Below are 18,469 nucleotides of genomic sequence, written 5' to 3'. Positions count from 1 at the left end.
GCGACGGCGCTCCGGCCGGTGCGACGGCGCTCCGGCCCGTACGCGGATTCCGTTCGTCAGACGTGCAGTTCGGCGGGAAAGCCCGTCCAGCGCAGCTCGGCGGGCAGGTGCCGCATGTCGTTGGAGAGGAGGACGGAGGCTGCCCGGCCGGGCGCGTAACGGATGACCGTGAGCGAGGCGTTGCAGTGGTTGAGGCCGAGCCACCGCCACTTCGGCGCGTGCATGGCGTCCCGGACCAGCCAGGCGATGAGGAAGTTGTGGGTGACGACCAGTTCGTGCCGGTCCCGGGCGCCGTCCGTCACCGCCCCCGTGAAAAGACGCAGCGCCTGACGGGCGAGCTCCGGGCCGCGCTCGCGTTCCTCGTCGGTGGCACCGGCGAGGAAGCGGAGGTGGAGATCGGCCGACTCGGCCGGCAGCTCGGCCCGTTCGGGCAGGTGGGGCACGTAGTCACCGGCGGCTTCCGAGACGCGCGGAGTGACGCCCTTCAGCTCGTCGGCGATCAGGCGTGCGGTCTGTACCGCCCGCGGCAGCGGGCCGTGGTGGACGGCATCGAAGGGGATGTCGCTCAGGCGCCGGCCGAGCAGGGCGGCCTGGCGCCGGCCGGCGTCCGTCAGCCCGCTCTCGTCCGGTACGGCCTCACCGTGCCGGGCGAGGTAGAGGTAGCGGGTGGCTGTGCCGGTCATCTCGGACTCCTCGGGGCGGACGGGCGATCTTGTACCCCGACGGACGTCGGCCCCCGCGCCCCGGTTCCGCGTACGCCGCGAAAGGACGGACCCGCGGCCGCGTCAGCGCACGACCTCGGCCCAGACCACCTTGCCGGTGTCCGTCCACCGCACGCCCCACCGGGTGGTGAGCCGGTGCACCACGTGCAGGCCGCGGCCCCCGTCGTCGAGGAGCCCGCCCCGGCCCAGCCGCGGTCTGCCGTTGCCGGTGTCGCCGACCTCGCACAGCAGGCCGGGACCGGCCCTGATCAGCCGCACCGTGATGGGGCCGCCGGCGAACCGGACCGCGTTGGTGACCAGCTCGCTGACCAGCAGCAGCACGCTGTCCCGGGTGCTGTCCCTGGTGCGCCACTGCCGCAGCAGCGCGGAGACCAGCGCGCGGGCCCGGGCGGCCGCGTCGTCGCGGGCGGGCAGCCGCCAGGTCGCGGTGTCCCCCTTGCGGTAGCCGATCGTGCGTGCGATGAGCAGGGTCACGTCGTCGCGCTGGTGCGCCGGCATCACGTCGGAGACCACCCGGCGCGCGGCCTGCTGCAGCGAGTCCCACGGATGCACGCCGGACACGGCGTCCGCCAGCCTGGCGATGCCCTCGTCGATCGGCACGGCCGGGTCCTCGACCAGGCCGTCGGTGTAGAGGGCGAGCAGGGAGCCCGGAGGCGCGACGAAGGTGTGCACGCCGTACGGCTCGCGCAGCGCGAACTCGGTACCCAGGCCGGGATGCGGACGGACCGGGAGCGGGCCGGCGCGCCCGTCCGGCGACACCAGGATCGGGGGCAGGTGGCCCGCGCTGGACAAAGTCACCCGGTGGCTGACGGGGTCGTAGACGGCGATGCAGCAGGTCGACCCGAGCGCGCTGTAACCGGCCGCCAGCCCGGACTCCGCGTCGTCCAGCAGCGTCACGGTCTCGTCCAGGTGCTCGAGCACCTCGTCGGGGGCCAGCCCCGCGGACAGCAGCGCCCGGGCCTCCATGCTCAGCTGGCCCATGGTGGCCGCGGCGCCCAGGCCGTGCCCGACGACGTCGCCGACGACCAGCGCGGTACGGCCGTCCGGCAGCGGGAAGCTGTTCACCCAGTCTCCCCCGACGCCCGCGCTGTCGGGTGTGGCGGGCTGGTAGACGCTGGCGGTCTGGACGGTGCCACCGGCGGAGCGCGGCAGCAGCCGCCGCTGCAGGGCCAGCACCTGTGTGTGCTCGCGCTGGTGCTGGCGGGCCAGGTCCACATGGTGGGAGGTTCTGGCCACCAGCTCCTGGAGGTCGAACAGCTCACTGTCGGCGAACGGGCGGTCCGCCCGCCGCCACACCTCCGCCACGCCCAGGACGACGGGCGGATCACCTTCCAGGACCAGCGGTACGCACGCCACGCCGGCGGACCGGTCGCCGGGCACCAGAGCACGGACCAGCCGCGGGCTGCCGAGCACCCGCTCGATCGCCTCCCGGTCCGGGATAACGATGGACTGCGGGGCGTCGGCGCGCCGTATCGCCTGCGACAGCAGGCGACTCGCGTCGCTGGGAAGGTCCTCGCCCAGGGTCACGTACCCCTCGGGCCAGGCCCGGTCCGGCACCAGGGCCGCCCGCCGCAGCCGGATGCGGCCCTGCGCCCGCTCGGTGACCCCCTCGCCCGTCCACACGGCGAAGTCGAGGTCGACGGCTGCCACGTCTCCCCAGGCCAGCAGGGACTCCGCCAGGGACTGCGCCGTTTCGCCGATGTCCAGCGAGGTGCCGATCGCCGTCTCGGCGGCGTACAGGTGCAGCCTCCTGGCCATCGCGATCACGGAGACGGTCAGGCCCTCCCGGGGCGCGGCCGCGGGCAGGATGCTCATCGACACGACCAGCTCCGACCCGTCGCCGCGCCGCAGACGCTGGACCCGGGCGACGTGTGCCTCACCGGTGTCCAGAACCTGCCGCAGCCGCCGGGTGACCGTCGGTACGTCCCCCGGGGGCAGGAGATCGACGAACGGGCTGCCGACCGCGGCGTCCAGTCCCGCGAAGACGGGGGCCTCGAGATTGCGGTGGGTGACTCTCAGCTCCCGGTCCAGATTGACCGCGCCGAGGATCTGCTCCTGCCGGCCCACCGGCGGACGGTCGTGCTCCGGCCGGTGTCCGCCCGAGTCGTCCCGCGATTCGGCAGGACCGGCCGCCGCGGCTCCGCCACGCGGGATGTACCGGCCCAGAGCGCTGCTGACCAGGTCGAACGGCGACGAGGACGAAGGGGAGGGTGTGGAGTCCATGCGGCTCCCTCAGCTCGCTCGCCAACCCCGGCACAGTGCCGGGGCCGTACCCGAACCCGTGGCGGAAGAGCCCCCGAGGATCCCGACCGCACACCCCATTCAATAACACGCGCGGACGCTTCGCCCACATCAGCGGAACGCGCGGTGAACACGGAGAGTGGCGGGGTGGCCCCGGAGTGCCCCGGAGTGCCCCGGAGTGCCTCCTACAGCCACTCCCCTTCCAGAGCGGTGGCGGTCAGGCCCGGGGCGGCCGCGTACAGGACGGCACGGCTGCCCGCCTTCTGCCCGGCGTCGTGCGCCCGGCGCAGGATGTCGAACACGGCGGCGCCGCCGCGGTTGCCGCTGGTGTAGCTGTCCCGGCTGTACGCCAGGAGCCCCGAGGGCCACTCGTCGGGCATCGTCTGCTCCATGTACTCCAGCACCCGGGTCCCGCCGGGGTGCGCGAGCAGGACGTCGGGGTGCCAGGAGGAGGGGTCGTCCTCGTAGCGGACGCGGAGCCACTCCCACATCGCGGTGACCGTTTCCTGCACCGCCCGCGGCCCGCGCCGGTCCATCACGAAGTGGGTGCCGTCCGCCCTCGTCTCCAGGCGGTGCAGGTCCCGCGTGCCCGGCAGGGTGTGGTGCCAGGCGGCGTCCAGCCGGAGCACCGACTCGGGCCTCGGGCGGCCCGTGACCACCGCCGCGACCGCGGTGTCCGCGAACAGCAGCCGGACGATCAGGGACTCCAGGGTGTCGTCGGCGGGCTGGTAGGTGGTGCTCAGCGCCTCGGAGATCACGACCAGGACCACCCGGTCCGGGTCCGCCGCCACGAGGTCGGCGGCCAGTGCCAGGGAACGGGTCCCGGCCACGCAGGCCCACTGGGTGGCGGGCAGGAGCATGGTGTCGCCGCGCAGCGGGAGCCGGTTGGCCAGGGCGACGTCCAGTCCGGGCAGGGCCGGGGTGGTGGAGTTGCTGGTGATCAGGCAGTCGACGTCCGCGACGTCCAGCCCGGCGATCTGCAGGGCACCACGTGCCGCGCGCTCCCCGTAGGCCTGCACGGCCTCCCAGGCCGGGGCGGTGCGCTCCTGGACGGTCTGCGACGCGGGCACCGCCTTCAGGGCGGCGATCGCGCGGTTCGCGTCCTGCTCGGTGAACCCGTCGCGGACCAGCGCCTCCCGTGCGGCCCCGAGGTCGCCGCCACCGCCGGGCGCGACGGCGGCCTCCAGGGGGAGCATCCAGCCGCGGCTCTCGATGCCCGTACTGGCCGCGATGCCGTCGATCCGCGGTGCCCACGGAGCGTGCGGGTGCCGGCCGCGTACCTCCTCGACGATCTCTCGGGTCTCGACGGAGTGCTCGCCGTGTATCACGGCGGGAGCGCACAGGTATGCGGCCACGATCGGCACCTTTCTACGGCGTCTGCTGCGGAGCAGGTGAGGAAGGGGAACGGGTGAGGAAGGGGAAGGGGCGAGGAAGGGGAAGGGGCGAGGGCGGGGAGCGGGCGACGAAGGGGAACGGGTGAGGGCGGGGAAGGGCCACGTGTGCTGTGGCGGGGCTCACGTCGGTACGCCGTGGCCAAGTCGGCGGCGGCACGCGCCACTTCGCCCGGCACCGTTCACTCCGAGCATGGCGGCGAAAGGGGCATTTGCGCAGTGACCCATGCAACTTGGGCGGCCATGGGATGCGTGAGACGGCGCACACGCCGAAGGCCGCCCGAAGGCGGTCGGCCGGGACCGGGTGCTACCGGCCGGGCCGGTGAAGTGCCGTGATGCCGGTCAGGACGAGGGTGATCCCGGCCAGGAACTGCTCGCGGTCGTCATGGCCGCGGACCTGGTCCGCCACGGCCCGGGTGAACGGGTACGCGTCCGGGTCGAGCCCCTCCCACGCCGTCGAGACGGTGTCCAGGAACTCGTCCCGGTCCACGTCGGCCCCCACCGGGCCGGCGCTCGCGGAGTTCGCGGCGTTCTGGCCGGCGGCGCCGAGGATGTAGTGCATGAGCGCCGAGGACGCCGTGAACCAGTGGGCCTCGGGCACGCCCATCGCCTGGACCTGGCGGCCGAGACTCTCGAAGATCCGCGGTGCCACCGTCCCCCAGGGTGTGCGGGACAGCTGCGTCGCGAGCTGCGTGGCCAGCCACGGGTGTGCTTCGGTCGCGTCCCACAGGCCCAGTGCGACGGCGCGCACCGCGTCCTGGGGCGAGTCGGCGGCGCCGGTGGGTCCGGCGGTCACCGCGGCGGTGACGACCGCGTCCGTGGCGGCGCCGAGCAGCTCGGCCTTCCCCGTGATGTGCCAGTAGATCGCCCCGGGGCCGGTCGCGAGGCGATCGGCCAGGGCGCGAAAGGTGAGGCCGCGCTCTCCCACCGTGTCGAGGAGCTCGACGGCGGCCCCGACGATGCGCTCCCGCGAGAGGGGTTCCTGCCGCCGTTCCGGGCGGCGCGACCTGGATGCCATGCGCTCATCCTAGACCGCTTGGAACGCCGTTCCAGCTTGACAGGGACTGGAACGACGTTCCACCCTGGGCGTGCTGGAACGCCGTTCCAGGGCACGTCGGTCCTGCCGGGTCTCCGCCCCGGGACCGCCATCAGGAGGGAAGCACCATGACCACGCACGTCACGATCGTCGGCGCCGGACTCGGCGGTCTCACGCTCGCCCGCGTCCTGCACGTCCACGGCATCCCGGCCACCGTCCACGAGGCCGAGGCCTCCGCCAAGGCACGCGCGCAGGGCGGGATGCTCGACATCCACGACAGCAACGGCCAACCCGCTCTCCGGGCCGCGGGGCTCGCCGAGGAGTTCCGCGGGCTCGTCCTGGAGGGCCGGCAGGCCTCGCGGGCCCTCGCGCCGGACGGGACGGTCCTGTTCGAGGAGGGCGACGACGGCACGGGCGGGCGCCCCGAGGTGATGCGCGGCGAACTGCGGCGGATGCTGCTCGACTCACTGCCGGCCGGCACCGTCCGCTGGGGCCGCAAGGTGCGTGCCGCCCGCCCCCTCGGCGACGGCCGCCACGAGGTGGCGTTCGCCGACGGCACCTCCGTCGTCACGAACCTCCTGGTCGGCGCGGACGGCGCGTGGTCCCGGGTGCGGCCGCTGCTCTCCGACGCCGCACCCGAGTACGTCGGCATGTCGTTCGTCGAGACCTACCTTTTCGACGCCGACACCAGGCACCCGGCCACGGCGAAGGCGGTCGGCGACGGTGCGATGTTCGCGCTCGCGCCGGGAAAGGCGATCCAGGCCCACCGGGAGAGCGGCGGAACCCTGCACGCCTACGTGGCCCTGCGCAGGCCGCGCGAGTGGTTCGACGGCATCGGTCTCCCCGGAGCGGCGGGCGCCGCGCGGCTGGCGCGGGAGTTCGCCGGATGGGCACCGGAGTTGACCGCGCTGATCACCGAAGCCGACACCGCGCCGGTCCTGCGCCCCCTGTACACCCTCCCCGCCGCCCACCGGTGGGAGCGTGTGCCGGGAGTGACCCTGCTCGGCGACGCCGCCCACCTCATGCCCCCGTCCGGCGAAGGGGCCAACCTGGCCATGTACGACGGCGCGGAACTCGGCACGGCCCTCGCCGCGCACTCCGGCGACGTGGAGGCCGCGCTCACCGCGTACGAGCGGGACCTGTTCCCGCGCAGCGCGGCGGAGGCCGCCGACGCGTCCCGGCTGCACGCGCTGATGTTCGGTGACGACGCACCGCACGGCCTGATCAGGATGTTCACCGGCCAGGAGTAGGCGGGTGAGCGGCGAGCGGGGACGCCGCCGGCACTGGCCGCGCTACTGGAACGGCCGGCACCGCGGGTGACGGTCTGAGGCGTTCGCGCTCCGGGCGGAGCGGGGGCGTGCCGTCCGTCGGCGGGGACGGCACGCCCCCGCTCAGACGGACGTCGGCGTGTCCGAAGGCAGTGTCCGGGTGACCGGGCGGCCGCCGTCACCCCGACGGGGGCGGATGCGGGAGGCCAGGCTCCAGCGGCCCGGTCCGAGGGCGGCGAGCAGGAGGAAGGACCAGCAGAACATGGCCGCCGACTCCCCGCCGTTCTCGATGGGGAAGAGCCCGTCGGGCTGGTGCTCGACGAAGTAGGCGTACGCCATGGACCCGGAGCACAGGACGGCCGCCGTGCGGGTCGCGAGACCGCACAGCACCAGCGTGCCGCCGACCAGTTGCACCACTGCGGCCCACCAGCCGGGCCATGCGGCGAAGCCCGGGGCGGGCCCGTGCGGACCGCCCAGGACGTCGAACAGGGTGGCGGCTCCGTGGCAGGCGAACAGCAGGCCTACGACGATGCGGAAGAGCGCGATCACGTGCTCCCTGCGTTTTTCCAGCGCTTCCAACGGTGGTGCTCCTCTCTTGCGCAACGACCGCCGGGGAACCGGGCGGCCGGTGGGGATGGTGCGCAGTGCGGGGCGGGGTCGACGGCGTCCCGAGGGAGGGGGGAGACGCGCAACCCATTCGACTTTTAACCATCGCGGGATCCTTGTCTAGACCAATAGCGCAACGAGTTGCGCACGAGGGCCGCCGCGTCAAATGCGCACCGCCGCTTGTCGGTTGATGTTGCGCGAACCCTTGACCGGACCGGCTCCGTCGCTATGGTCTAGACCTGAAGTCGTCAGGTCTAGACCTGTATCCGAAAGGGGCACGACATGCGCACCAAGAGACGGGTGGCCTTCGCGGTCGGGGCGCTGGTCGCTCCGTTGCTCGCCATCAGCCTCCCGGCGAGCACGGCGAGCGCGCACGGGTGGGTGACCTCGCCCGGCAGCCGGCAGGACCAGTGCGCCGCGGGGATCGTCGACTGCGGTCAGATCAAGTACGAGCCCCAGAGCGTCGAGGGCCCGAAGGGCCTGAGCAGTTGCAGCGGCGGAAACAGCCAGTTCGCCGAACTCGACGACGACGGCAAGGGCTGGCGCGTCACGCCGGTCGGCACCACGCACACCTTCACCTGGCACCACACGGCACGCCACGCCACGGCCAACTGGCAGTACTTCATCGGCAGCCAGAAGATCGCCGAATTCGACGGCCACCGAGCGCAGCCCGCCCCGGACGTGAGCCACCAGGTGAACTTCGGCGGCTTCACCGGCCGCCAGAAGGTACTGGCCGTGTGGAACGTGGCGGACACCGGCAACGCCTTCTACTCCTGCATCGACGTCAACATCGGCGGCAGCGGTGGGGGCGACGGGGGCGGCGGCGGCGACGGCGACCCGGGAGCCTGCGACGCGCCCGGGTGGAGCGCCGGCAGTGTCTACAGCGGCGGCGACACCGTCTCCTTCGGCGGCCACACCTGGCGCGCCAAGTGGTGGGTGACCGGCGAGGAGCCCGGCACCACCGGCGAATGGGGCGTCTGGGAAGACCTCGGAGCCTGCGCGGCCGCGTGATCGCGACGGGGCGGCGCGCCCCGCTCACGGCGCGCGCCGGCCCCCCGGTGCCCTGACGCCGGCCGGTGACGAACGGGTCCGCTTTTCCGGAAAGCCGGTAAAATAATTCCAAAGCGGAAAGGTGGCCGTGATGGATCCGTGGCTGATCTGGCTGATCGTTTCGGCGGTCCTGGTCCTGGCGGAGATCTTCACCCTGACCGCCGCGCTCGGAATGCTGGGAGTGGCCGCGCTGATCACCGCCGGATCCGCGGCGGCCGGCCTTTCCACGCCTTTTCAATTTCTCGTGTTCACGGTCGTCTCCGCCGTCACCCTCTTCTTCCTGCGCCCGGTCGCGCTGCGCCACCTCGTCCAGCCCCAGACGCAGCGGTTCGGGGTGGACGCTCTGGTCGGCCAGGCCGCCTACGTCGTCTCCGACGTGACCGGAAGGGAAGGCAGGGTCCGTATCGGCGGCGAGGAATGGACGGCCCGTTCCTACGACGAGACGCTGGTGATTCCCCGGGGTGCGACCGTCGACGTCCTGGAGATCAGCGGTTCCACCGCATTCGTCTATCCCCGGGAGTGACCATGGAAGCCTCGGCGTTCCTCATCGCCGGTGTGATCGTCGCGCTTCTCGCCGTTTTCACCGTGGTGCGGGCGGTGCGCATCGTGCCGCAGGCCCGTGCCCGAAACGTCGAACGGCTCGGCCGTTACCACCGCACGCTGAAACCCGGACTCAGCGTGGTCATCCCGTACATCGACCGGGTCTATCCGGTGATCGACCTGCGCGAGCAGGTGGTCTCCTTCAAGCCCCAGCCGGTCATCACCGAGGACAATCTGGTCGTCGAGATCGACACCGTGCTGTATTTCCAGGTCACGGACCCACGCGCGGCCTTCTACGAGATCGCGAACTTCCTCCAGGCGGTCGAGCAGCTCACCGTCACCACCCTGCGCAATGTCGTGGGATCCATGGACCTGGAGAAGACGCTCACCTCGCGCGACACCATCAACAGCCAATTGCGCGGGGTTCTCGACGAGGCCACCGGAAAATGGGGGCTGCGGGTGAACCGGGTGGAGATCAAGGCGATCGACCCGCCGCAGTCCATCAAGGACGCCATGCAGAAGCAGATGCGGGCCGAGCGGGACAAGCGGGCCGCGATCCTCGGCGCGGAGGGCCAGCGCCAGTCGCAGATCCTCACGGCCGAGGGTGACAAGCAGGCCGCCGTCCTGCGCGCCGAGGGCAACCGCACCGCCGAGATCCTCAAGGCGGAGGGGCAGTCCCGGGCCATCGACGAGGTCTTCCAGGCCGTGCACCGCAACGACCCCGACCCCAAGCTGCTGGCCTACCAGTACCTCCAGGTGCTGCCGCAGCTGGCGCAGGGCTCCGGCAGTACGTTCTGGGTCATCCCCAGCGAGGTCACCTCCGCGCTCCAGGGAGTCTCCCGCGCCTTCACCGAAGCGCTTCCGCAGTCGCCGGCCACCCGGGAGAGCCCGTCGGACGACGGGGCCGCCCAGGCGGCCAGCGACACGGCGCAGGCCGCGGAGGCCGCCGCGCAGGCCCTCGCCGACGCGGCCAGGGCCAACGGCGTGCCTCCCGAGGGTCACGCGGCGTGACGGCTACGGAATGACCCGGTTGCCGCCGAAGGTCACCACGAGCGTGCCGTCCGAGTCGAAGGACCAGTCGAGGGCGCCCGCGTACGCGGCGCACCGGGAGCCGTTCGAGCCGGTCCAGAACTGGTTCGACCCGTCGGCGTCGCCCACGGTCTTGTCGTTCGACCCGTCGTCGGCGCGGCACGAGGTGTTGTTCCGGAACACCGAAGTTCCCTTGTCGAAGGAGAAGTTGCGCTCGGCGTTGTCGATGCTCACGTTGTCCGAGATCGTCATCGTGCCCGGGTTCGAGTTGTAGGTGAACCCGTGCTTGCCGTTCCGGTAGGCGATGCTGCGGCGCACCACGTGGTCGACCTCGATGTCCTCGCCGCCGAGCTTGTAGCCGTTGCGGTCACCGCTGGAGTTCTGCGTGCCGTCGGAGAGGGTGCCGTTCTCGTAGGCCAGGGAGTCCTCGATGGTGACCGCGCCGATCGCGCCCGTCTCGGACTTGGTGTAGAGGTCCCAGCCGTCGTCGATGTTGTTGTGGGACACGGCGTCGCGGAAGACGTTGCCCGGGCCGACGGTGAGCTTGGCGGCGAAGCCGTCGGCGTCCTCGCCGTCGGAGTCGGCGTTGTCGTGCGACTCGGCGCTCAGGATCAGGTTGTTGGACGGCCACTGGTCGCGGGGGGTGTCCGAGGTCGTCCGCGAGAGCTGCAACCCGGTGTCGCGGTTGAAGCGCGTCACCGTGCGCTCGAACACGTTGTCGCTGCCGCCGACGAAGATGCCGTTGTCCCCGGCGTGTTCGACGACGATCCCCTTGACGTGCCAGTACGACCCGTTGACCGCGAGCCCCCGGTTCGAGGAACTCTCCGACTGGGCCGAGAAGTTCAGCACCGGCGTCTCGCCCGGGTAGGCGGTCAGCTCGGTGCGGTCGCCCGAGGTGCCGTCGTTGCCCTGCGGGACGGTGACCGTCTGCGCGTACCGGTAGGTGCCGCCGCGCAGGTAGATCGTCCCGCCGGGGGAGACCCGGTCGATCGCCGAGGTGAGGGTGGTCGGGTCGGACTCCGTCCCGGACGCGCCGTCGCTGCCGCCCGGCGACACGTACAGCGCGGAGCCGGACGGCGGCGTGGTGTCGTCGCCGGTCACCTCGGCGTCGACGTAGTCGACGTTGGGCAGTCCGGCGGACGAGGTGGGGCTGAGCCTGACGGTGTTGTTCCCGGCGCGCACCGGCACCGTGACGGTCTTCGTCGCCCAGGTGTCCCAGGCGCCGGTGGTCTCGAACGAGGCCGAGGCGACACTCGAACCGTTCACCATGATGTTCGCAGCTCGTGCGCCGTCGGTGCCGTTCGCGAAGCGCACGTTCAGCGTCGCGGTGCCCGCGGCGGGCGCGCTCACCGTGAACTGCGCGTAGGCGCCGACCGCGTTGGTGCCGTTGCAGAAACCGCTGCCGGAGTAGCCGGACCAGTCGGAGTCGATGGTGCCGGTACAGACCGCCGACGCGGTTTCGGCCTCGTAGCGGGCGGCCGCGGCCTGCGCGGACGTGCCGGACAGAGCGACGAGCGTGCCGCCCAGCAGGGCGACGCTCGCGATGACGGGTCTCACTTGCATCGTGTCTCCAGGGGGGTTGGGTCCGACCAGGACTCGGTGGGAGGATCGACTGGAGAAAGCGCTTTCCCGGGTCTTCCCGTCGGACACTAGAGACTTGCCGTGGACGCGTCAACGGTCTGGTATGTGATTTCCGTTCACGACTATGAATTCGGTCGCGCTCAGCCCACAGCGGGCCCCGTGACGGGCCGCCCGTCGGCGTCGTAGGGCCAGACATTGGTCCGGCAGCCGTGCAGCCCCTTGATCTGCTGCATCATCACCGGCGCCGGACGCCCCGCCCCGGGGCAGCCCTCGTGGCCGTGGCCGAGGAAGTGCCCGACCTCGTGGTTGATGATCAGCGCCCGGTACGACGTCACGTCGTCCGCGTAGTACTGCGTGGCCAGGAGCCACCGCTTGAGGTTGACCATGACGTCCTGGCCCACGTTGCAGTTGACCTCGCCGCCGGTGTCCAGGCCGTACTGGCCGCAGATGTCGTCCACCGTCCCCGCCGTGGCGAGCCGTACCCGGAAGTCGGACGCGCCGCCGGACACCCGTCGGAACCCCACCTTCCCGTCGGCCGTCCAGCCTCGCTCGTCGGCCAGGATGCGCTCGACCTCGGCCGCGACGTCCGGTGCCGAGATGCCGATGCCGTCCTCGACCTGCACCACGTAGGTGAGCGTGCGCCCGCTCCCGCCGACCCGGGCACCGTTTCCGTCCGCGGTGGCGAACGTCCCGGGCCCGGACGACGGAATCGAGCCGGGGTCCGGCTTCTCGTCCTGCCCTTTCCCCTTCCCCTCGTCCTTCCCGCCCTTCTCGTCCGTCTCGCCCTTCCCGCCCTTCTCCTTCGCCGGTGAGGCGGTCGGCTCCTCCTTCGGCGCGTCCCCCGTCCCGCCGGCCCCGTGCGACCCGGGATCCTCGGTCACGGAGGACGCACCGGCCGTGTCGGTGGAGCTGCCGGAGTGGTCCGAGGCTCCCCTGAGGGCCAGCCCGCCGGCGAGCACCAGGACGGCCCCGGCCGCGAGCCCCGGCCACAGCAGGCGGGACCGAGTACCCCGTCGGCGGCGGGAGCGGCCGCCGCGGCGTCGGCGGCCCGCGGCGGAGGACGGTGGGGGAGTCGGTCGGCGGCGCTCATTCATGATCACAAAGCCTGCCCCGGGCGTGTGATCGTCCGTGGACCGCTTTTGGACCGCTGTGTAACAGCCGTCACCCGCCCGTGGTCCGCCACCCGCGCACACGCATACTGAGGTCCATGCCACGGGTCCTGATCATCGAAGACGACCGCGCCGTCCGGGACGGCGTGCGACTGGCCCTGCGCCGACAGGGACACGAGGTCGCCGCCGCCGCGACCGGGGAGGACGGACTGGAGCAGCTCCGGTCCTTCCGGCCCGACGCCGTGGTCCTCGACCTGATGCTGCCGGGCATGTCGGGCCTGGAGGTGTGCCGCCGCATACGCGCCCACGACCAGGTGCCGATCATCATGGCCACCGCCCGCGGCGACGACACCGACATCGTCGTCGGACTGGAAGCCGGAGCCGACGACTACGTCGTCAAACCGGTCCGCGCCCGCATCCTGGACGCCCGCATACGCGCCGTGCTGCGCCGCGTGGGCGGCACGGCGGACGACCAGGGCACACCGCGCACCGAACACCACGGCGACCTGGTCATCGACCGGGCCGGGCTGACCGTCACCCACCAGGGACGGCCGGTCGCCCTCGGCCCCTCCGAGCTGCGGCTGCTGCTCACCCTGTCCGCCTCGGCCGGGCAGGTGTTCAGCCGCCAGCAGCTCCTGGAGGCCGTGTGGGAGCACAACTACCACGGGGACGCGCGGCTCGTGGACGCCTGCGTCAAGCGACTGCGGTCCAAGATCGGTGAGTCGCCGGGCAGCCCGCGCTACGTCCACACCGTGCGCGGCTTCGGCTACCGGTTCGGACCCCGGTGAGAGCTCCCCGGGTGCTGCGCGCACTGATGGGGCTGCGCCTGCGGCTGGTGGTGACCTTCACCCTCGTCGCCGTCGTGGCCACGGTGACCACCGGCGCACTGACCTTCCGTGAGGCACGGACCGGCGTCCTGCAGCAGAGCCAGGACACGGTGATCGAGGAATTCCGGCACCGCGTCAACACCCTCGTCCCCAACTACCGGTTCCCGCCCGACGCGGCCGGCCTGAACTCGTTCGCCAACGACGTGTCCAGGGGCGGGCGGTCCCAGCAGTGGCGGGTCCTGGTGGCCTACCGGGAGAAGAGCGCCACGTCCCTCCCCGGGGATTCGTTCGGGGAACTGTCCCCGGCGATGCGCGAGTCCGTGCGCTCCCGCCGGGCCACCGTGTTCCAGCGGGTCTCGCACGACGGCCACTCCGCCCTCGTCGTCGGCATGCCCGTCACCTTCTCCGGCCTGTACAGCACCGAGCGGCAGGCCTCCGGTCTCGAGGTCTACCTCACCGTGCCGCAGCAGGAGGAGCAGGGCTATGTCGACGCGCTGGTCACCGCGATCGAACGCGCCACCGTGCCCGCCCTGGTGCTGGCCGTCCTGATCGCCCTCCTGGCCGCCCGCGGTGTCCTGCGTCCGGTGCGGGCGCTGCGCCGGGCGACCCGGAGCATCGCCGAGGGCCGGCTGGACACCAGGCTCGCGGTGCAGGGCTCCGACGAACTCGCCGATCTCTCCCGCACCTTCAACGAGACCGCCGCGGCGCTGGAGGGCTCGGTGGCCGAACTGCGGCGCATGGAGGCCGGTGCCCGCCGCTTCGCCGCGGACGTCTCCCACGAACTGCGCACCCCGCTGGCGGCGATGTCGGCGGTCACCGACGTGCTGGACGAGGACGCGGCCGGGCTGGACGAGGACACCGCGACGGCCGTACGCCTGATCAGCACGGAGACCACGAAGCTGGCCGCGCTCGTGGACGACCTGATGGAGATCTCCCGCTTCGACGCGGGCGCGGCCGCCCTGCACCTGGACGAGATCGATCTCGCCGAGTCCCTGCGCCGCACGCTCGCCACCCGCGGCTGGCAGGACACCGTGGAGACCGGCCTGCCGGCGCCGGGAGAGCTGCGCGGCCGCGTCGACCCGCGCCGCCTCGACGTGATCGTGGCGAACCTCGTCGCCAACGCCCTCCGGCACGGCGCGCCCCCGGTCCGTCTGAACCTGCACGCCGAGGACGACCCCCGGGCCGGAAGACGGGCGGTCGTCACCGTCCGCGACGGCGGGGACGGCATACCCGAGGCTGTCCTGCCGCACGTCTTCGACCGCTTCTACAAGTCGGCCGACGCCCGCGCCCGGAGCGAGGGCAGCGGCCTCGGGCTGTCCATCGCCACGGAGAACGTACGCCTGCACGGCGGCACCGTCCGGGCGGCCAACCACCCGGAGGGCGGCGCCGTCTTCACGGTCGTCCTGCCGCTGCGCCCGGACGACACGGAGGACCGGACACCACCCCCGGCGAAGGAGGACCGCCCGTGAAACCGTCCGTGCGCGCCTACTCGCTGCTGATCGCGGCGCTGCTCCCGCTCTCCGCCTGCGGCATACCCGAGACCGGAGTCGTCGAGGCGGGCGAACCCGCCACCGGCGTCCTGGATCCGGGCGTCACGTCCGCGCCCTCGCAGTCCGTGCCCGAGGCGGTGCCCCTGGTCAAGGTCCCGCTCTACTTCGTCGAGGACGGGTCCCTGGTCGCGGTGGACCGCACGGTGCCGGGCCCGACCGACCTCGGCAGCAGCGTGCTCATGCTGTTCAAGGGACCGGACGACCGGGAGCGCGGGAAGGGGCTGACGACCGAACTGCCGCCCGCGGCCGAGGCCCCCACCATCCGCACCGACGGCACCGGGGTCACCGTCCAGCTGCCGCGCAGCGCCGGGATCCTCAGCGACACGGCCGTCGACCAGCTGGCCTGCACGGTCGCCGTCGCCCGGCTGCGGCAGGACCCCGCGCTGGGCAGGGCGCAGGTGACCGTGGAGCAGCCCGGTGGCCGGCTGGCCGGCCGCTCCAGCGACGACTGCCCGTTCGGCGGCGCCCGCGAGACCCCGGGGGACCCGGGGGCCGCCGAGAGCACGGCGACCCCCGGCACCGGCGGAAGCGCCGCAGGGACCGGCGGCTGACGGCCGGCGGCACCGACGGCACCGGCGGTTGACGGCCGGCGGCGCACAGGCAACCCGAAGGATCTCCATCCCCTCCTCCAACCGGGGGCGCCCGTACGGGTGTTGTCCCGGACCGAGGTACCACCGAGGTGTTGAGGAGCGGATTCTTGATACGTGCCCGAACGCTGTGGGCCGCCGCGACGGCGGCCCTGACCCTGGTGGGCGCCGCGCCCGCCGCGGCCCAGGCCGCGCCGGAACCGCCAGGCGGCCCGGCATCCGTACGGGCGGTGCCGAACGCCGCCGCCGACCTGCCGCCCGGCTGGCGGATCACCGGCACCGGCGGGGCGAGATCCCTGGAGTGGCGCTCCCCGCGGGCCGTGCCGCCCGGCGACGCACGGGTGGAGTTCCACACCGCCGGCCGCCTCCTCGGCGTACCGGAACCGGACCGCGACGGCAGGACCTTCCGCTTACCGCTGGACGAGACGCGGCCGGGCGCACCGCAAGGGCTGACCGACCTCCAGGTCCGCGCCGCGGGCCGCCGGCTGGACCAGGACCCGGGAGCCGCCGCCCGGCAGCGCCGCCCCTCCCAGGCACCGCCGGCGAAACTCCCGCCCCAACTCCCCGCCGGCACCGTCGACCCGGGCCGGCCCGGCCGGTTCGCCACCGCCACCGGCGAGTACACGCTCGACCCGGTACGACTGCCCGGCCTGTCCGCCCCGGTCGAGATGCGCGGCGTGGTCGTCGCACCGAAGGGAGCGACCGGCAAACGCCCCCTCGCGCTCTTCCTGCACGGCCGCCACGCCACCTGCTACGTCCCCGGCCAGGGCGAGGAGGCCGTCACCATCGACTGGCCCTGCGCCGACGGCGCCCGGCCCATCCCCAGCCACCGCGGCTACCTCCAGGACCAGGAACTGCTGGCATCCCAGGGCTATGTGACCGTCTCGATCTCCGCCAACGGCATCAACGGCCAGGACGGCGACCTCGAGGACGGCGGCGCCCAGGCCCGCTCGTCACTGGTGCGCTCGCACCTGGCCCGCTGGGCCGACTGGGCCGCCAGGACCTCCACCGCCCCGGCCGCCGTACGCCGGGGCCCGAAGGCCGACCTCTCCCGCGTCCTGCTGGTCGGCCACTCCCGAGGCGGCGAAGGCGTCGACCGCGCGGCCATGGACAGCCTGTACCCGCCGCCCGCGGACCAGGACGGCCACCCGGGGCGGGCCCGCTGGAACATCCGCGGCACCGTGCTCATCGGTCCCACCGCCTTCGGCCAGAACCCGGTGCCCGACGTGCCGTCCCTGACGATCCTGCCGGGCTGCGACGGCGACGTCTCCGACCTCCAGGGGCAGCTGTACGTCGACGGCACCCGAGGCGTGAGCCGGGGCCGCGCGCTGCACAGCGCGGTCCGCGTCACGGGCGCCAACCACAACTACTTCAACACCGAGTGGACGCCCGGCCAGGCCCAGGCACCCGCCTCCGACGACTTCTGGGAGGACCCCGAGGACCCCGACCCGGTCTGCTCGGTGGACAGCCCCACCCGGCTCACCGCCGAACAGCAGCACCGGGCGGGCGCGACGTACATCGCCGCCGCCGCGCGGCTGTTCGTCGCCGGTGACGACCGGGTGCGCGAGCTGGTCGACGGCACCGGCCGCCGCGCCCCCTCGGCCGACCCGGCCCGGGTGCTGACCCACGCGGTCGGCGCCGGCCGCGGCGCCGGATTCCTGCCGGACGCCGGCGTGCAGGTGACCGGCGGCGGACGCCTGTGCTCCGCGGTCGACCCCGACCCGGGCGTCGCCTGCCTCGGCGAGGACGCGCACGGCTCCTCACCGCACTTCGCGTACTGGCAGCCGGACCGCGAGACCGGCCGCGGCGCGATCGCCCTGGACTGGTCCGCGCCCGGCACCGCGGCCCGGGTCCGTCCCGGCGCACCCGTCTCCCTGAACGGCGCACGGAGCCTCGCCCTGCGCGTCATCGTGCCGCCGGGCAGCACCGGCACCCGGCTCGACGTGGCCGTCACGGACGACGCCGGCCGGCGTGCCACCCTCGGAGCCGTCCGCGCCGACGGCCTGCCGGGCAGCGAACGCACCGCCTCCTACTGGGCGCAGGAACTGCGCGTACCGCTCACCGCCGCCACCCGCGCCGGCGTCGACCTGCGCCGCGTCGCCGCGCTGGAACTGACGCCCCGTTCCCGCGCCGGCAAGGCCTGGCTGATGGACGCCTACGCCTGGCACCCCGGCACGCCCCAGGTGCGGCCGGCCCCGCTGGCCCGTGTCGACGTCGGCCGGACGACGGTCGAGGAGGGCGACTCCGGCTCGCGCACCTACCACGTCCCGGTGCGGGTCTCGGGCAAGGGCACCGGAACGGTCCGGATGTACGTCATGGAAGGGTTCGGCACGGTGGTCGAGGAGCGCCTGGTCACCGTACGCTCCGGCCGCCCCTTCGTCGACGTGCCCGTCGAGGTGACGGGCAACAGGCGCTACGGCGGTGACTCGAACCACGACCTGCTGGTCAAGGCGGTACACGGCTCGGTCGTCGGCTCCTACGCCGGCGGCGTGACGGTCGCGGAGGACGACCCGATGCCGAAGATCGACGTCACACCCCTCGCGGACGAGGTCACCGAGGGGCAGCCGCTGCGCTGGCGGGTCTCGCTCTCCGAACCCGCCGACGTGGACCTGAGCACCGTGCTGGTACCGGTCCCCGACGACACCCGTCCCGAGCTGTCCACCAAGGACGTCGACCACGACTGGCTCCTCGAGAGGGTGGGCGAGGTCCCGGAGGAAGAGGTCCCGCTCTCCCGGCTGGACTACTTCGCGCTCTGGGTCTCCGTCCCGCCCGGTGAGACGGAGACCGAGGTGACCGTGCCCACCGTCGGCGACGAGATCGCGGAGCCCACCGAGTACGTCGGCCTCCAGAACACCGACGACGCGGGCGAACCGCGGGGCCCGGTGCTGACCGGCACCGTGCTCGACGCCTCGTAACCCGATCGCCGCGCGCG

At 73.1% G+C, this 18,469-nt stretch carries 15 protein-coding genes; 8 read left to right on the top strand and 7 right to left on the bottom strand.

Annotated features, from left to right (window positions below):
• Positions 1 to 56 precede the first annotated feature (56 nt).
• From R2E43_RS03040 to R2E43_RS03025, 4 genes are all read right to left on the bottom strand, one after another.
• Positions 57 to 683 (bottom strand): histidine phosphatase family protein, encoded by a 627-nt coding sequence (locus R2E43_RS03040; protein WP_003971926.1) that lies wholly within the window; start codon positions 681 to 683, stop codon positions 57 to 59.
• A 102-nt stretch (positions 684 to 785) separates the two neighbouring features.
• Positions 786 to 2,945, bottom strand: coding sequence for an ATP-binding SpoIIE family protein phosphatase (locus tag R2E43_RS03035; protein ID WP_003971925.1), 2,160 nt, complete (start codon positions 2,943 to 2,945; stop codon positions 786 to 788).
• A gap of 203 nt (positions 2,946 to 3,148) precedes the next feature.
• Positions 3,149 to 4,318, bottom strand: coding sequence for a type III polyketide synthase (locus tag R2E43_RS03030; RefSeq protein WP_003971924.1), 1,170 nt, complete (start codon positions 4,316 to 4,318; stop codon positions 3,149 to 3,151).
• A gap of 343 nt (positions 4,319 to 4,661) precedes the next feature.
• Positions 4,662 to 5,372, bottom strand: a complete 711-nt coding sequence (locus R2E43_RS03025) for a TetR/AcrR family transcriptional regulator (protein WP_332055876.1) — start codon at positions 5,370 to 5,372, stop codon at positions 4,662 to 4,664.
• Positions 5,373 to 5,518: 146 nt separating this feature from the next.
• Here R2E43_RS03025 and R2E43_RS03020 point away from each other — a divergent pair, with 146 nt between their 5' ends.
• Positions 5,519 to 6,640, top strand: coding sequence for an FAD-dependent oxidoreductase (locus tag R2E43_RS03020; protein ID WP_003971922.1), 1,122 nt, complete (start codon positions 5,519 to 5,521; stop codon positions 6,638 to 6,640).
• Positions 6,641 to 6,781: 141 nt separating this feature from the next.
• Here the strand turns inward: R2E43_RS03020 and R2E43_RS03015 are convergent, their stop codons facing one another.
• Positions 6,782 to 7,237, bottom strand: a complete 456-nt coding sequence (locus R2E43_RS03015) for a DoxX family protein (protein ID WP_016327993.1) — start codon at positions 7,235 to 7,237, stop codon at positions 6,782 to 6,784.
• A gap of 309 nt (positions 7,238 to 7,546) precedes the next feature.
• Between R2E43_RS03015 and R2E43_RS03010 the strand changes: the two genes are divergently transcribed.
• From R2E43_RS03010 to R2E43_RS03000, 3 genes are all read left to right on the top strand, one after another.
• Entirely contained in the window at positions 7,547 to 8,275 is a 729-nt protein-coding gene (locus R2E43_RS03010; protein ID WP_332055875.1) for a lytic polysaccharide monooxygenase, read from the top strand.
• Between the two features lie 130 nt (positions 8,276 to 8,405).
• Positions 8,406 to 8,837, top strand: coding sequence for an NfeD family protein (locus R2E43_RS03005; protein ID WP_030866894.1), 432 nt, complete (start codon positions 8,406 to 8,408; stop codon positions 8,835 to 8,837).
• 2 nt (positions 8,838 to 8,839) lie between these two features.
• Positions 8,840 to 9,865, top strand: coding sequence for an SPFH domain-containing protein (locus tag R2E43_RS03000; RefSeq protein ID WP_030866892.1), 1,026 nt, complete (start codon positions 8,840 to 8,842; stop codon positions 9,863 to 9,865).
• A gap of 3 nt (positions 9,866 to 9,868) precedes the next feature.
• Here the strand turns inward: R2E43_RS03000 and R2E43_RS02995 are convergent, their stop codons facing one another.
• The gene (locus R2E43_RS02995) at positions 9,869 to 11,446 is read right to left on the bottom strand and encodes a carbohydrate-binding protein (RefSeq protein WP_332055874.1); all 1,578 of its coding nucleotides are present in this window, start codon (positions 11,444 to 11,446) and stop codon (positions 9,869 to 9,871) included.
• A 158-nt stretch (positions 11,447 to 11,604) separates the two neighbouring features.
• Positions 11,605 to 12,558 carry a DUF3152 domain-containing protein gene (locus R2E43_RS02990; RefSeq protein ID WP_259334434.1) on the bottom strand — a complete coding sequence of 318 codons (954 nt, stop codon included), beginning with the start codon at positions 12,556 to 12,558 and terminating at the stop codon, positions 11,605 to 11,607.
• 113 nt (positions 12,559 to 12,671) lie between these two features.
• Here R2E43_RS02990 and R2E43_RS02985 point away from each other — a divergent pair, with 113 nt between their 5' ends.
• The 4 genes from R2E43_RS02985 (at position 12,672) to R2E43_RS02970 (ending at position 18,452) form a co-directional block, all read left to right on the top strand.
• A complete protein-coding gene (locus R2E43_RS02985) occupies positions 12,672 to 13,361 on the top strand; it encodes a response regulator transcription factor (protein WP_003971915.1) in 690 nt (229 codons plus the stop codon).
• A 26-nt stretch (positions 13,362 to 13,387) separates the two neighbouring features.
• The gene (locus tag R2E43_RS02980; RefSeq protein WP_332057101.1) at positions 13,388 to 14,869 is read left to right on the top strand and encodes an ATP-binding protein; all 1,482 of its coding nucleotides are present in this window, start codon (positions 13,388 to 13,390) and stop codon (positions 14,867 to 14,869) included.
• Positions 14,866 to 15,501, top strand: a complete 636-nt coding sequence (locus tag R2E43_RS02975) for a hypothetical protein (protein WP_093457590.1) — start codon at positions 14,866 to 14,868, stop codon at positions 15,499 to 15,501. The genes R2E43_RS02980 and R2E43_RS02975 overlap by 4 nt, the downstream gene beginning before the upstream one ends.
• A 146-nt stretch (positions 15,502 to 15,647) precedes the next feature.
• A complete protein-coding gene (locus R2E43_RS02970) occupies positions 15,648 to 18,452 on the top strand; it encodes an alpha/beta hydrolase (RefSeq protein ID WP_332055873.1) in 2,805 nt (934 codons plus the stop codon).
• Positions 18,453 to 18,469 lie beyond the last annotated feature (17 nt).

It is taken from the genome of Streptomyces violaceoruber (genome assembly GCF_033406955.1).
Classification (GTDB): Bacteria; Actinomycetota; Actinomycetes; order Streptomycetales; family Streptomycetaceae; genus Streptomyces; species Streptomyces violaceoruber.
The sequence above is the reverse complement of the archived record's forward strand: the minus strand, read 5'-3'. Positions and strand labels throughout refer to the sequence as shown.

Bases quoted from the DNA above. Each gene is read 5' to 3' on its own strand.
- R2E43_RS03040 (WP_003971926.1), bottom strand. From the start codon at position 683: ATGACCGGCACAGCCACCCGCTACCTCTACCTCGCCCGGCACGGTGAG.
- R2E43_RS03035 (WP_003971925.1), bottom strand. From the start codon at position 2,945: ATGGACTCCACACCCTCCCCTTCGTCCTCGTCGCCGTTCGACCTGGTC.
- R2E43_RS02980 (WP_332057101.1), top strand. From the start codon at position 13,388: ATGGGGCTGCGCCTGCGGCTGGTGGTGACCTTCACCCTCGTCGCCGTC.
- R2E43_RS03025 (WP_332055876.1), bottom strand. From the start codon at position 5,372: ATGGCATCCAGGTCGCGCCGCCCGGAACGGCGGCAGGAACCCCTCTCG.
- R2E43_RS02990 (WP_259334434.1), bottom strand. From the start codon at position 12,558: ATGAATGAGCGCCGCCGACCGACTCCCCCACCGTCCTCCGCCGCGGGC.
- R2E43_RS03020 (WP_003971922.1), top strand. From the start codon at position 5,519: ATGACCACGCACGTCACGATCGTCGGCGCCGGACTCGGCGGTCTCACG.
- R2E43_RS03010 (WP_332055875.1), top strand. From the start codon at position 7,547: ATGCGCACCAAGAGACGGGTGGCCTTCGCGGTCGGGGCGCTGGTCGCT.
- R2E43_RS02995 (WP_332055874.1), bottom strand. From the start codon at position 11,446: ATGCAAGTGAGACCCGTCATCGCGAGCGTCGCCCTGCTGGGCGGCACG.
- R2E43_RS03000 (WP_030866892.1), top strand. From the start codon at position 8,840: ATGGAAGCCTCGGCGTTCCTCATCGCCGGTGTGATCGTCGCGCTTCTC.
- R2E43_RS03005 (WP_030866894.1), top strand. From the start codon at position 8,406: ATGGATCCGTGGCTGATCTGGCTGATCGTTTCGGCGGTCCTGGTCCTG.
- R2E43_RS02985 (WP_003971915.1), top strand. From the start codon at position 12,672: ATGCCACGGGTCCTGATCATCGAAGACGACCGCGCCGTCCGGGACGGC.